This is a genomic window from Streptomyces sp. NPDC001493 (genome assembly GCF_053597235.1).
In genome coordinates this window covers 56,631-70,069 of sequence record NZ_JBSFHV010000011.1, presented here as the reverse complement: position 1 = coordinate 70,069, position 13,439 = coordinate 56,631, and the positions used below count along the sequence as shown (strand labels likewise).

Here is a 13,439-nt window from a genome sequence, read left to right as displayed (position 1 = left end):
GACTACTTCGCCTTGACGACGACCGTCGAGCAGACCTTGTCCGCGAACGTCTGCTTCTTCGAGTCCCAGAGCGGCCACAGCCACCCGAGGTAGCAGGCGAACGAGTCGAGCGTGTGGGCGATGCGCCGCACGAGGGCCATGCCGAAGCCGAGCGGGCGGCCGTCCGCCTCGCGCAGGACCTTGATGCCCACGGCCCGCTTGCCGATGGTCGCGCCCGTGGAGCCTTCCTGGATCAGCATCCAGATGATCACGCCGAGCACGCCGAGGAATCCGACGATGCTCAGGATTCCGCCGAGGGCGCTGGAGTCACCGCTCGACATCGCGCCACCGATGATGACGACGATGTACGGCACCAGGATGACCAGGCCGTCGACGAGAGTGGCGAGGAACCGCCAGCCCCAGTTGGCCAGTTCGGGGCCACCGCTGCCGGGGCCGTAGCCGGGCTGCGGCGCGTAGCCGTACGGGGGCTGCTGCGGGGGAACACCGTAGGGCTGGCCCGGCTGCTGCGGGTAGCCGTAACCCTGCGGTCCGCCCTGCGGCGGAACACCCTGCGGAGGCTGCTGCGGGTAGCCGTAGCCGGGCTGACCGGGCTGACCGGGCTGGTTCTGGCCGGGCTGCTGCCCGTAGGGATTGGTCGGTTCGCCGAAGCTCATGGGGTGGTTCCTTCAACCTGTGCGCGAGGGACGTTGACGCGACGGAAGAAGGAGGCAATGCATCAGCGGTCCGCCCCCCAAACCCACCGCGGCACTGCCCGCTCATCGTTATAAGCGGATCATCATTTTGTCTAGAGCGGGGTGACAGGTGTTGCGCAAGTGCAACGCGTGCCGTCCACCGCAGGACCCGAATTGGTACGCGGGAGGGTTCATCCGCGAGGATGGGGGCATGACTGCCCAGATTCTCGATGGCAAGGCCACCGCAGCCGCGATCAAGTCCGAACTGACCGTCCGCGTGGCGGCTCTCAAGGAGCGGGGCATCACGCCCGGCCTCGGCACCCTGCTCGTCGGGGACGACCCGGGCAGCCGGTGGTACGTCAACGGCAAGCACCGCGACTGCGCGCAGGTCGGCATCGGCTCGATCCAGCGCGAACTCCCCGACACCGCCACCCAGGAGGAGATCGAGGACGTCGTACGCGAGCTCAACGCCAACCCGGAGTGCACCGGTTACATCGTCCAGCTCCCGCTCCCCAAGGGCATCGACACCAACCGCGTGCTGGAGCTGATGGACCCGGCCAAGGACGCCGACGGGCTGCACCCCATGAACCTCGGCCGTCTCGTCCTCAACGAGGCCGGCCCGCTGCCCTGCACCCCGCAGGGTGTCGTCCAGCTGCTCCGCCACCACGGCGTCGAGATCAGCGGGAAGCACGTCGTGGTCGTCGGCCGCGGTGTCACGATCGGCCGCCCGATCCCGCTGCTGCTGACCCGCAAGTCCGAGAACGCCACGGTCACCCAGTGCCACACCGGCACCCGCGACCTCTCCGCCCACCTCAAGGAGGCCGACATCATCGTCGCCGCCGCCGGGGTGGCCCACATCATCAAGCCCGAGGACGTGAAGCCGGGCGCCGCCGTGCTCGACGTCGGCGTGAGCCGCGACGAGAACGGCAAGATCGTCGGAGACGTCCACCCGGGCGTGGCCGAGGTCGCCGACTGGATCTCCCCGAACCCGGGCGGTGTCGGCCCGATGACCCGCGCGCAGCTGCTGGTCAACGTCGTCGAGGCCGCCGAGCGCGACGCCGCCGAGGCGGACGCCCAGGCAGCCGGCTGACCCCGACGCAACCGACCAGCGCCCGGAAGGAAACCGATGGCTGCTGCTACCAGCCCGGCCGACCCCGCCCGCAGCGACGCGGGAGGCGGTGAACCGGCCGGAGGTCCCACCGGGAAACCCGCCGCCGAGCCCTCCGCGGAGGCCGTCGAGCCCGCTGCGGAGTCCTCTGCCGAGCCCGCGGAGCCCGCCGAGACCGCTGCGGAGTCCTCTGCCGAGTCCTCTGCCGAGGGTGCCGAACCGCAGGACGGCTCCACGGAACCGCAGGAGGCCTCCACCGAACCGCAGGACGGCTCCACGGACCCGGAGACGGAGACGGAGGCGCCCCAGCGGTCCTGGCGGTTCTCGCTGACCCACGACACCGCCCGCCCCGAGGGCGGCGGCCGGGCGGCGTCGGGCGACGCCCCCGCACCGGCCCGCCAGTGGCCGCTGCTCACGGTGCTCGTGACGGCGGCCCTCGGGCTGCTGCTCGTGGCCACCGACCCGTTCGCCGAGGCGTTCCGGATCGGGTCCCTGCTGATCGGTGTGGCCCTGCTCGTCGGGGCCGTACTGCGCTGGGTGGTCCCCTCGGTCGGCATGCTGGCCGTACGGTCCCGGTTCACCGACCTGGTCACGTACGGGGTGATGGGCACGCTGATCGTGCTGCTCGCGCTGATGGCGCAGCCGAAGCCGTGGCTGGACATCCCGGTGCTGGAGGACGCGGTCCACTTCACGATCCGCTGACGGTCCGTGAGGTGGCCGGCGTGACGGCCCGCGCGTTCGCCCGTGAGGCTGTCCCGCGTGACGGCTTGCGCGTGCCCGTGAGGTGTCCGTCCCTTCCCCCGACAGGGACGGACACCCGGGGCGGGCGCGGCGGGGCGGTGCGGCCCCGGCGGACGGCTGCGCGAGCGCCGTCCGCGGCCCGCTCCAAGAGTCATGGACACGACCAGGCGGGGCAAGGAAGGGTCTCCGCCTGTGGCACGGAAGTGACCATTCCGGCACCGTGTGACCGCTCTGCCACCGCCGTGCCACCGTGGGGAGACCGCCCCTGGGGCGTCCGTGCCGTCTTCGAGGCCGCGAAATCACCGGATGCCGGTCGCTGGTACGCCTGCCCTGTGCGGGGATCAGCGAGTGGTGCCCTGTCCACATGGTTGAAGGAGTTGGCGGGTGTCCGCTTCGGACTTCTACGCTCACGTCGCCGTTCACGGTGAGGTCCTGGGAGCCGGTCTCGGTGCCGACCCGGGAGCCTGGGAAGCCGCCCTGGGGGCGGCATGCCTCGACGTTCCCGGTGGTGGCCTGCTGCGGCGGGACTACGGGCTCGTGGAAATCAACTTCTCGCCGGACCGGCCGGGGCGGCAGGGGCAGATGTCGTGCTTCGGCTTCGGCGTCAAGATCCAACGGCTGCTGTACGACCAGTCCCCGCGTACCGTGCCGCCGCCGCTCTCGCGGGAGTACGGAGCATTCGCACCCCGAGTCCCCTTCGAGGAACTGCGGACCGCCGTCCTGGCCCTGGGCCACACGGTCGAACTCGACCGGCACGCCACGTCGGGAGACATGGACTGCTACCGCGTATCCGCGTCCACCGCCCGCATTCACGTCGTCACCGACCCCGACCCGTACGGGTCGGGCGACCCGGATCCGGCCGGGCATCGGAGGGGCGACGTCTGGTCCATCGACGTGTGGTGACCGGTCGGCGGCCTCCCGGCAGGGTCCGTGACACCCCTTCGCCGAGAAGAGCTTCGGGCAACGATCGTCTGCGCGGCGGGCAACGACCTTGAAGAGCGCGCACGCGAGCCCCCTCCCGCTGGACCGCACGGCACCGCCCGCCGGCCATCGGTACGGGGAGTCTGTGGGCCGTGACACAGGGGGGTGGGCAGTCGGCGCGGCCCGGGTCGGATAGCCTGACCGACGGATATCTCTTCACATCAAGATTCAGGAGATGTCCAGCTCCAGGGGCCATGAGCCCCCACCGCCAGCTGTCTAACGGAGATCGCCATGACCCGCACTCCCGTGAATGTCACCGTGACCGGCGCGGCCGGCCAGATCGGCTACGCGCTGCTCTTCCGCATCGCCTCCGGCCACCTGCTCGGCCCGGACGTGCCGGTCAACCTGCGTCTCCTGGAGATCCCGCAGGGTCTCAAGGCCGCCGAGGGCACCGCGATGGAGCTCGACGACTGCGCCTTCCCGCTGCTGCGCGGCATCGAGATCACGGACGACGCCAACGCCGCGTTCAACGGCGCCAACGTCGCGCTGCTCGTCGGCGCCCGCCCGCGCACCAAGGGCATGGAGCGCGGCGACCTGCTCTCCGCCAACGGTGGCATCTTCAAGCCCCAGGGCAAGGCCATCAACGACAACGCCGCGGACGACATCAAGGTCCTCGTCGTCGGCAACCCGGCCAACACCAACGCGCTCATCGCGCAGGCCGCCGCTCCGGACGTCCCGGCCGAGCGTTTCACCGCGATGACCCGCCTCGACCACAACCGCGCGATCTCGCAGCTGGCCGCCAAGACCGGTGCCGCCGTCTCCGACATCAAGAAGCTGACGATCTGGGGCAACCACTCGGCCACCCAGTACCCGGACATCTTCCACGCGGAGATCGCCGGCAAGAACGCCGCCGAGGTCGTCAACGACGAGGTGTGGCTGGCCGACACCTTCATCCCGACCGTCGCCAAGCGCGGCGCGGCGATCATCGAGGCCCGTGGCGCGTCCTCCGCCGCCTCGGCCGCCAACGCCGCCATCGACCACGTGTTCACCTGGGTCAACGGCACCGCCGAGGGCAACTGGACCTCGATGGGCATCCCGTCGGACGGCTCCTACGGCGTCCCCGAGGGCATCATCTCCTCCTTCCCGGTCACCACGAAGGACGGCTCGTACGAGATCGTCCAGGGCCTGGACATCAACGAGTTCTCCCGCGCGCGCATCGACGCGTCGGTCGCGGAGCTCGTCGAGGAGCGCGACGCGGTCCGCGAGCTCGGCCTGATCTGATCCCGGGGCTGCCCACAGCCCGGCAGCCCGACCGGTCAGTACCACCCCGGAGCGCCCGTACGGCACCAGCCGTGCGGGCGCTCCGGCGTGTTCGGGCGCCTTCCGGCGCGTGCCGGAGGGCGGGGGATGCGGCGCGCGGCGTGAAGGTTGCGTGCGCGGCGCCGCCCCTGGCGCACAATCGCCTCGCGTCACCGCTCCGCTGCCGCTACATTGGCGTCCTTTCCCATGCAACTCCTGTGCGAACGAGCCGGGTTGCTCCTCCGAAAGGGTGCCGGTGACCGTAACCTCCGTGCCGCCGCAGGAACCGCACGGCGGGGACGAACCGGGTGGCAGGCCGCCCGTTCACCCCGCGGGCAGCGAGGCGTGCCGGCTGCTCTGCGCCGGAGTCCACCACCACGAGGGCTTCCGGGACGCGGTGATCGACCACCTGTACGTCCAGGAGAACCGGATCGTCGCCCCCTCCGCCGGGTTCGACGCGGCCCGCGTGCTGGCCCACGCCCTGTGGGCCCGTAAGACCCAACTCCAGTGGGCGGCGGGCACGCTGGCGTTCTGGGTGCTGGCCGTCGTCGTCACCCGGGGCTTCTTCGGCATCCTCGCCGTCTCGGCCTTCTGGCTCGGTGTCGCGCGGCTGATCCGGGGCGCCGACGCCGAACCGCCCGTCTACCGCGTCGTCCCGGCCCTGATCGTCCGCTGGTACGCCCGTTTCATCCTGGGCCTGTTCGTGCTCACCGTCCTCGTGACGGTGCTGGGCGGCACCGTCGGATTCCTCGACAGCGGCGACTCGTACGACTCCTACAACTCCTACGACGGCTACGGCACCTACGACTCGGGTGACGGCTTCCTCGACAGCCTCCCCGGCGTGTTCGCCCTGGGGCCGTCCCTGGTGGGCGGGCTCTCCGACGGGATGCCCACCTCCGTGCCCTGGCTCTGCCTGCTGGCCTTCGCCGGACTCGCCGCCCTGGTGGGCCTCCAACGCGGCCAGTTCTCCCGGGTGATGGGCGCCGAACTCTCCCCGCGGCGTTTCGCCGACCTCTCCGCCGACCCGGCCGAACGGTACGCGGGCGGGCGGTTCCGTTGGCTCCGCGACCGCATCCGCGTGGAGCAGAGCTCCCCGCTGATCATGTACAACGAGGACGATCCGTTCTGCGGGAGCGGGGACACCCGCCGCGCCTGGAACCTCTCGGTCGAACTCCGGCCGCGCACCGACGCCAAGGCCGAGCCCATCGACAACGCCGCGATCCTCCGCCGGATCGTGCCCCTGCTCGAAGGACTCCGGGTGCCGTCCCCGCACGGCTCGCCGCAGGCCGCCGCCGCCGTCCGCGACCGGCTGCGCGAACTCCAGGTGGACGAGTGCGTGTTCCTTCCCGTACGCGGGCTGCCCAGGCGGCAGGACGCGCCGTACGGGCCGGAGGGGTTCGAGACGCACCGGCTGGCCGCCGTGGAGGAGGGCGGCGAGAGCCGCAGGCACTTCCTGCGGATCAGGGTCGGCGGCTGGGGCGAGGAAGTCGTGGTCACCGTCTTCGTCCGGGTCCACACCCAGGGCGGGATGCTGATGCTGGAGGTCGCCCCGCACATCCTGAAGCCGCTGCTGCCGTTCTTCCGGGAGCTGGACCAGATCGCCCACCAGCACCGCAACAACAGCTGGTTCGGCAAGGCGTACTGGGCGGTCACCCGGGTGCCGGGCTCCCTGATGGGCTCGCTGATCACCCTCGGCAGGGGCGGGGTGGGCAGCGGGAAGCAGCTCACCGAAGGCCATGGCGGCGCCCTCCCCGAGGGGCCCGCGCTGTCGGTCCGGGAGCTGGCCTCGGACACCCGGGCCACGCTCTTCCAGGAGATGGACATCGACCGGTACCTCAAGAGCATCGAGGACCGGGTGACCGGCGGGGTGCGCCTCGCGCTGCGCGAAGCCGGCTGGCAGACCGACGAGTTCGAGCAGAAGATCGTCCACATCGGCGCGGGCGGAGTCTTCATCGAGTCCGCGACCGACAGCGCCATCGGCGTCGGCGACAACAACACCATCACCAGCAACCGGCTGCGCGCGGAGCGGCGCGGCGGCGGCGCCCCCGGCTCACCGGGGCCCCGGGGCTCCTCGGGCACTCCGCCGCAACGAGGTCCGGGCTCGGGGCCCTCGTCCCCGCCGTCTTCGCCCTCTTCGCCGTTCGGCCCCGCGCAGGGCCCGAGAGACCAGTGACCCAGCACCACCGGAGGGACATCACCATGGGAAGCACGGACGGACAGCAGAAGCCCCCGCCCGGCGTGTACATCGGTTCCGTGACGGGCAGCCCGCTCGCCATCGGCAACCACAACAGGGTGACCCTGAACCAGGGTTCGGCGCCCGTCTCCGACGAGCACGCCGAACTGCTCCGTACCGTACGGGAGCTGCGCGCCGACCTCGCCCGCTTCGTCGCCACCGACGCAACCGGGGCACTCGACTCCGAACTCGCCGCCGTGGCCGAGGAGATCGAGACGGACGGCGTCGCCGCGCCCGGACGGCTCGCCCGTCTCCGCGAAGCCATGGACGCGGCCGGTTCCTTCGTCGCCACCCTGGCATCGGGCGTCGCGGTCGGCCATGAGCTCTCGGCCCTGCTGGGAGGCTGACCGATGACGGGCGGCGGCGCACCGCGCTGGAACGACGAGACACAGAGATGGGAGACGGGCGACCAGCCACCGCCGGCCGTGCTGCCCCCGCTCCCCGCCTCCCCGCCGGTGGCCCCGGCCCGGCCGACGGCCGGCCCGTACGTACCGCCACCGCCCGACGGCACACCTCCCGACGGCACACCGGACGCCGCACCCGGCGGATACGTCTACGGCCCGGACGGGCGGGGCGGTTTCGCGGGCGGGACCGTTCCCGGCCGGGACGAGGGGACCGGCGGTCTCTTCGTCGGCGGGTTCGTCGGCGAGATCGAACCCGGGGACGGCGTACGGGAGGAAGGCGTCTCCACCGTGTGGCAGCGGTTCACCCCGCTGACCGCCGGACTCACCGTCGGCGTGCTCGCCGCGTGCACCGCCGCCCTCTGGTTCACCCTCGCGAAGGACGACGACCACCACCCGACGGCCCAGGCGACGTCGGCCTCCGGGGCCGCCTCCCCGGTGGACGTGCCCGGCGGGGAGAGCGCCGTCGAGGAGCCCGCCGCCGAACCGACCGGTGAGGGCCCGGCCCCCACGGACGAGGCGACCGCCACCGTGACGCCCGAACCCGGGTACGCGACCGTCTCGGACCAGAGCGGCTTCACCGTCTTCGTGCCCGAGGAGTGGCAGCACCGCACCGAGGACGACCACGGCGTCTACTACACCTCCGACGACGGCACCTCGCTGCTCCAGATCTGGCAGGTCACCGGAGTGACCAGCGCCATGGACGCGGTGCGTGCCGCCTCCGAGAGCCGCAGCGCCAGCCCCGGGTTCCAGGAGATCAGCATGGAACCGGTGGACTCCCCGGACGGCGGCGACGCCGCCGAACTGGTCTACGCGTACGACCACGAGGCCACCGGCACCCGCCGTCAGGTCGTCGACCGGGTGTTCACCGCGTCGGACGGCAGGCTGTACGCCCTGCTGGTCGCCGCACCCGACACGGCGTGGCCGCTCCACGAGGAGATCCTCGACCAGGCACTGGCGGGCTTCGACCCGGAGGGCTCCGCGTTCTGACCGCCGCGTGCCCGCCGGGCCGGGTCGGCCGGGCGGGCACGCGGGTGGGTGAGCCGGCGAGTGTGCGGGCGGGTGTGCGGACGGGTCAGTGCGCGCCCGGGGTGTAGTGGCCCGGGACCATGCGGGTGCTCACGGCGAAGCGGTTCCAGCCGTTGATCACGTTGATCGCGGCGACCAGGTGGGCCAGCTCGGCCTCGTCGAAGTGCTTGGCGGCCTTCTCCCAGACCTCGTCGGGCACGAACCCGTCGGTCACCACGGTGATCGCCTCGGTCAGCTCGATCGCCGCGATCTCCTTCTCCGTGTAGAAGTGCTTCGACTCCTCCCACGCGCTGAGCTGCACGATCCGCTGGACGGTCTCGCCCTGGGCGAGGGCGTCCTTGGTGTGCATGTCCAGGCAGAACGCGCAGTGGTTGAGCTGCGAGGAGCGGATCTTCACCAGCTCGCCGATGACCGGGTCGAGCCCCTTACGGGCCGCCGCGTCCAGCCTGACCATGGCCTTGTAGACGTCGGGGGCGAGCTCCGCCCAGTTGAGGCGCGGGGTGTGCTCGGGGGCGAACTCGGACGTGGCGTGGGTGTGGCTCTGTGTCGTCATGCCCACCACGCTACGGCCCGGGTGGCGCCCGGCTATGGTCCATTTCCATGACGGATTCCTGGGCCACTTTCGGGGCCGACCTGCACATCGAGCCGCACGCCGGGGGCCTGCGCGACGGGCTGATGGAGGCGCTGCGGGACGCCGTACGCACGGGGAGGCTGGCGCCCGGCGCCCGGCTGCCGTCCTCCCGGGCGCTCGCAGCGGACCTCGGGATCGCCCGGAACACGGTGGCGGACGCGTACGCCGAGCTGGTCGCCGAGGGGTGGCTCACCGCCCGCCAGGGCTCGGGGACCCGGGTCGCCCGGCGGTCGGAGCCGCGCGGCGGAACCCCGGCCGCCCGCAGGACCCTGCCCGCCCGCCGGCTGCCCACGTACAGCCTGATGCCCGGCCAGCCGGACCTGGCCTCCTTCCCGCGCGCCGCCTGGCTCCGCGCCTCCCGCCGCGCGCTCACCGAAGCCCCCAACGAGGCCTTCGGGTACGGAGATCCGCGCGGCCGCATCGAACTGCGCACCGCCATCGCGGAGTACCTCGGCCGGGCGCGCGGGGTGTACGCGGACCCGGAACGGGTGGTGATCTGCTCGGGGTTCATCCACGGACTGCGCCTGGTGGGTGCGGTGTTGAGGAAGCGGCGGGTGCGCGAGGTCGCCGTCGAGTCGTACGGACTCGACTTCCACCGGGGCGTCCTCGCCGACGCCGGACTGCGGACCCCCTGTCTGCCGCTCGACCAACAAGGCACGGTGACAGCCGAGTTGGCGGGCATGCGCGGGATCGGAGCCGTACTGCTGACGCCTGCCCACCAGTTCCCGACCGGCGTCCCGCTCGACCCGGACCGCCGGACGGCGGCCGTCGATTGGGCGCGCGCGACGGGCGGGGTGATCGTCGAGGACGACTACGACGGCGAGTTCCGGTACGACCGCCAGCCTGTCGGCAGCCTCCAGGGCCTCGACCCCGACCGGGTCGTCTACATCGGCACCGCGAGCAAGTCCCTCGCTCCGGGGCTGCGGTTGGGCTGGATGGTGCCACCCGCCGGCATGGTCGAGGAAGTCGCCGCCGCCAAGGGGTTCGCCGACTGGACCACCGGCTCACTGGAGCAGCTCGTCCTCGCGGAGTTCATCGCCTCGGGCGCGTACGACCGCCACGTGCGCGCGATGCGGCTGCGCTACCGGCGCCGCCGCGACCAGCTCGTCGCCGCCCTCGCCGAACGAGCCCCGGACATCCGGATCAGCGGCATCGCGGCCGGACTGCACGCCGTCCTCGAACTCCCCGAAGGCACCGAACGCTCGGTGATCTCCGCCGCCGCCTTCCAGGGGCTGGCCCTGGAGGGCCTCTCCTACTTCCGCCACCCCGACGCCGGGCGGGAGCGCGACGCGCTGGTCATCAGCTACGGCTCCCCGCCCGACAGCGCCTGGAAGGGGACCCTGGACGCCCTCTGCCGGGTGCTGCCGTGAGGGGTGCGCCTGCCGCGCGGTGGCGCCTGCCGTGAGGTGCGCCCTGTGCGGGACGCGGTGGCTCGGTTACCGTGCGGGCGAGGGCACGGGGGAGGGGGCGGCACATGGTGTCGGCGATGCTGACACTGGCGGCAGCCGTGATCGGTGGTGCCGTCTCGCTCGTGTCGGTCCTGCTCGCGCAGCGCCACGCGCAGCGGGTTCACCAGCGGGAGCAGGAGCGCCTCGAACGCCACCGTCAGGAGGACCTCACACGGGCGCGGGCGGACCGCCTCCTCGCCGAACGGCAGGCCGCCTACGTCAGGTTCAACGCGGCGGCGCGGACGGTCAGGGACACCCTGGCGGCCTGCGCGCTCGACCTGCGGCGTGCGGGGCGGCTGGACTCCTCGCGCCGGGACGCACTCCAGGAGAGCTGGCGGGCCTACGTCGCTCAGCACGCGGAGGCGAACATCATCGCCTCCGACGAGGTCCACGGCCTGGTCGGCCGGGTCAACGGAGCCCTGCAGAAGATCCACCGCCACGCCGTGCGCCTGGACACCGGGCTGCCGGAACCGGGAGACGGACTCGACGACCTGGGCGAGCAGATCGAGGAGCTGTGGGAACGCCTGGTCGCCCTCCGTGAGGGGATGCGCCACGACCTCGGCATGACCTCGGAGTGAGACCTGCTGACGCCGGCCCTGGACGACCCCGCACTCGGCCGAGCCCCGTCGGTGCCCGACCGCCTCTCCCTCACGCCCTCGGAGGGAAGCCGGCGGTGAGGTGGGCCATCAGCTGCCCCGGGGCGTCCTCCTGGAGGAGATGGCCCGCGCCCTCGATCCAGTGCAGTTCGGCGTGCGGGACGCGCTCGTGCAGCCAGCGCGCGTACTCCGGGGGAAGGATGCGGTCCTCCCGCCCCCAGACGATCCGTACCGGGATCGAGACGTCGCCCAGCAGCTCCTCGTACGCGGCGGTGTCCGTCTGCCGGATCTGGCGGTACTGCCGGTAGAACGCGGCCTGACCCTCGGCCCCCCGCCACGGGGCGAGGTGCGCGTCGAGGACTCCCGGCCGGAAGCCGGCGTGCGTGGCGTGACGCAGATGGGCGGCTACCAGGGCCTCGTGCGCGTACTCCGGGAGCCGGCCGAAGACGTCCGCGTGCTCCAGGAGGAGCCGGAAGAGGCCTCGCTCCCAGTCGCCCCCGCTCACCGCGTCGAAGAGGGTCAGGTCCCGGTACTCCCGCTTCTCCAGCAGCAGCGTCCGCAGGGCCACGGCGCCGCCGATGTCGTGCGCGACGACGCTGGGGCGGGTCAGCCCCCAGTGGTCGAGGAGCGCGGCGAAGTTCCGCGCGTGGGCCGCGAGGCCGAGGTCCTGGCCCTCGCGCTGGTCCGACCGGCCGAAGCCGAGGTGGTCGAAGACGTAGACCGTACGGTTACGCGCGAGCGCCGGCGCGATGTCCCGCCAGAGGTACGAGGAGTACGGGGTGCCGTGCACCAGCACGACGGGGTCGCCGTCGCCGAAGCGGCTCCACCGGATCGTCCCGCCGGGCGTCCCGAACTCCTCGTCCAGCTTCCACTCCACGGTGGACCTCCTCTCTCCGGCACGGCCGGCGCGATTCGCGAGCCGTTGACCGGTATTCCCGGCCGGTATTCCCAGCCGATATTCCCGGAGAGTGGGCGTCTGCCCCGGAAACGCCCCGGTACCACCCTCCCGTGGAGCGCGGTGACCGCTGCGGGGGCCGACAGGCCCGGGTCGGGCAGCCCCCGGACCGCACCGGACCGTCACGGAACCACCGCCGTACCGCCCCGAACCGCCCCCGGACCACGCCCACTTATTCACCGCCGGCGCCCGCCGGTGCGGCCTATGATGCTCCGATGCTGAAGCTCACCGACGTCATCCTCGACTGCCCCGACCCCTGGAAGCTGGCCGAGTTCTACGCCCAGGTGCTGGGCTGGGAGATCAACACGGAGATCAGCCAGGAAGGCTGGGTCAACCTGCGCAACGACGGGATCGAGCTGTCGTTCCAGCGGGTGGAGTCCTACCAGCCGCCCGTCTGGCCCGGTCAGGAGCACCCGCAGCAGTTCCATCTCGACTTCGAGGTGGACGAGTTCGAGCCCGAGCGCCAGCGGGTGGTCGGGCTGGGCGCGACCTTCCTGAAGAGCTTCGTCGGCGAATCCGGGTACGGCTGGCAGGTCTACGCCGACCCGGCCGGGCACCCGTTCTGCCTCTGCCGCAACCGCCCCCAGGACTGAGGGGCCACGACAACGACCGGCCGCCCCGGCTCCGTGACGGAGCCGGGGCGGCCGTGCGTGCGGGCTTCCCCCAGGACGAAGAACCCCAGGTCACACGTCCGTCGTGCACGGCAGGGCCGCGATGTCGTCGATGGGCAGCAGGGGGATGCCGGCGGGCGGCATCGCGGCGAACAGGGCGGTGGTCGCGGGGTCGTCGGGTACGGAGCCCTCGGCCTCCTCGAAGTACTCCGTCATGTACACCCGGACCGGCTCGGACGGCACGACCGCCGCGCCGTCCGCCCCGTCCGCCGCGTCCGCGAGCTCCGGCGCGGTGGCGAGCAGCGCGAGCACCATGCCGGGCACCCTGGCGGCGCCGGGACGCAGGGAGGGCTGGAAGTAGGGCACGTCCAGCACGCGGGCGCCGTGGCGGGCGTAGAAGCGGAGACGGGCGGTCTGGTCGCCGTGCTCGCCGTCCGGACGGTGCGCGGCGGGGTGCTCGACCTCGGCGAGGGTCAGCAGCGGATGGACGCGGGCCTGCCAGCCGGTGCGGATCTCGCCCATCAGGGCGCCGCCGATGCCCGAGGACCTCAGGTCCCGGCGCACCGCCATGTACGAGAGCAGCAGCACCCGGCCCGCCTGTGACCACTCGGCGATCGCGACACCGTCGGGGCGGCCGTCGCGGACGACGGCCGAGATCCACTGCGCCCCCGATTTCAGACCGGCCCGCAACTCGTCCCGGGTGACCAGTTCGTGAGCCGGGAAGTTGGGGACGAGGAGTTCGTCGTACACCACGTCCAGCAGCGGACTGTCCAGCCCGATGTCGGTCACCTGCAT

Annotated in this window: 14 protein-coding genes; 10 read left to right on the top strand and 4 right to left on the bottom strand. The window is 72.3% G+C overall.

Features of this window, described 5'->3' with window-relative positions; translation table 11 throughout:
* Positions 1-2 precede the first annotated feature (2 nt).
* On the bottom strand, positions 3-653 hold the full coding sequence (locus tag ACWCWD_RS17430; protein ID WP_450773683.1) for an RDD family protein: 651 nt from the start codon (positions 651-653) through the stop codon (positions 3-5).
* A gap of 229 nt (positions 654-882) precedes the next feature.
* Between ACWCWD_RS17430 and ACWCWD_RS17425 the strand changes: the two genes are divergently transcribed.
* The 7 genes from ACWCWD_RS17425 (at position 883) to ACWCWD_RS17395 (ending at position 8,364) form a co-directional block, all read left to right on the top strand.
* A complete protein-coding gene (locus tag ACWCWD_RS17425) occupies positions 883-1,761 on the top strand; it encodes a bifunctional methylenetetrahydrofolate dehydrogenase/methenyltetrahydrofolate cyclohydrolase (RefSeq protein WP_450773682.1) in 879 nt (292 codons plus the stop codon).
* Positions 1,762-1,797: 36 nt separating this feature from the next.
* A complete protein-coding gene (locus tag ACWCWD_RS17420; protein ID WP_450773681.1) occupies positions 1,798-2,481 on the top strand; it encodes a DUF3017 domain-containing protein in 684 nt (227 codons plus the stop codon).
* Between the two features lie 423 nt (positions 2,482-2,904).
* Complete coding sequence (locus ACWCWD_RS17415) at positions 2,905-3,423, top strand: hypothetical protein (RefSeq protein ID WP_450773680.1); 519 nt, start codon at positions 2,905-2,907, stop codon at positions 3,421-3,423.
* Between the two features lie 309 nt (positions 3,424-3,732).
* The gene (locus tag ACWCWD_RS17410) at positions 3,733-4,722 is read left to right on the top strand and encodes a malate dehydrogenase (RefSeq protein ID WP_450773679.1); all 990 of its coding nucleotides are present in this window, start codon (positions 3,733-3,735) and stop codon (positions 4,720-4,722) included.
* Between the two features lie 274 nt (positions 4,723-4,996).
* Positions 4,997-6,913, top strand: coding sequence for a hypothetical protein (locus tag ACWCWD_RS17405; RefSeq protein ID WP_450773678.1), 1,917 nt, complete (start codon positions 4,997-4,999; stop codon positions 6,911-6,913).
* A 26-nt stretch (positions 6,914-6,939) separates the two neighbouring features.
* Entirely contained in the window at positions 6,940-7,320 is a 381-nt protein-coding gene (locus ACWCWD_RS17400; protein WP_450773677.1) for a hypothetical protein, read from the top strand.
* A 3-nt stretch (positions 7,321-7,323) separates the two neighbouring features.
* A complete protein-coding gene (locus tag ACWCWD_RS17395; RefSeq protein WP_450773676.1) occupies positions 7,324-8,364 on the top strand; it encodes a serine/arginine repetitive matrix protein 2 in 1,041 nt (346 codons plus the stop codon).
* Between the two features lie 85 nt (positions 8,365-8,449).
* On the opposite strand, the gene ACWCWD_RS17390 is transcribed toward ACWCWD_RS17395, so the two are convergent.
* Positions 8,450-8,956 carry a carboxymuconolactone decarboxylase family protein gene (locus ACWCWD_RS17390; protein ID WP_450773675.1) on the bottom strand — a complete coding sequence of 169 codons (507 nt, stop codon included), beginning with the start codon at positions 8,954-8,956 and terminating at the stop codon, positions 8,450-8,452.
* Between the two features lie 47 nt (positions 8,957-9,003).
* Between ACWCWD_RS17390 and pdxR the strand changes: the two genes are divergently transcribed.
* Both pdxR and ACWCWD_RS17380 read left to right on the top strand, forming a co-directional pair.
* Positions 9,004-10,404 carry a MocR-like pyridoxine biosynthesis transcription factor PdxR gene (gene pdxR, locus ACWCWD_RS17385; protein ID WP_450773674.1) on the top strand — a complete coding sequence of 467 codons (1,401 nt, stop codon included), beginning with the start codon at positions 9,004-9,006 and terminating at the stop codon, positions 10,402-10,404.
* A 116-nt stretch (positions 10,405-10,520) separates the two neighbouring features.
* A complete protein-coding gene (locus ACWCWD_RS17380; protein WP_450773673.1) occupies positions 10,521-11,060 on the top strand; it encodes a hypothetical protein in 540 nt (179 codons plus the stop codon).
* 70 nt (positions 11,061-11,130) lie between these two features.
* Here the strand turns inward: ACWCWD_RS17380 and ACWCWD_RS17375 are convergent, their stop codons facing one another.
* Entirely contained in the window at positions 11,131-11,955 is an 825-nt protein-coding gene (locus ACWCWD_RS17375) for an alpha/beta fold hydrolase (protein WP_450773672.1), read from the bottom strand.
* 293 nt (positions 11,956-12,248) lie between these two features.
* On the opposite strand from ACWCWD_RS17375, the gene ACWCWD_RS17370 reads away from it, so the two are divergent.
* Entirely contained in the window at positions 12,249-12,626 is a 378-nt protein-coding gene (locus ACWCWD_RS17370; protein ID WP_450773671.1) for a VOC family protein, read from the top strand.
* Between the two features lie 90 nt (positions 12,627-12,716).
* Here ACWCWD_RS17370 and ACWCWD_RS17365 read toward each other — a convergent pair whose 3' ends face one another.
* On the bottom strand, positions 12,717-13,439 hold the full coding sequence (locus tag ACWCWD_RS17365; protein WP_450773670.1) for a GNAT family N-acetyltransferase: 723 nt from the start codon (positions 13,437-13,439) through the stop codon (positions 12,717-12,719).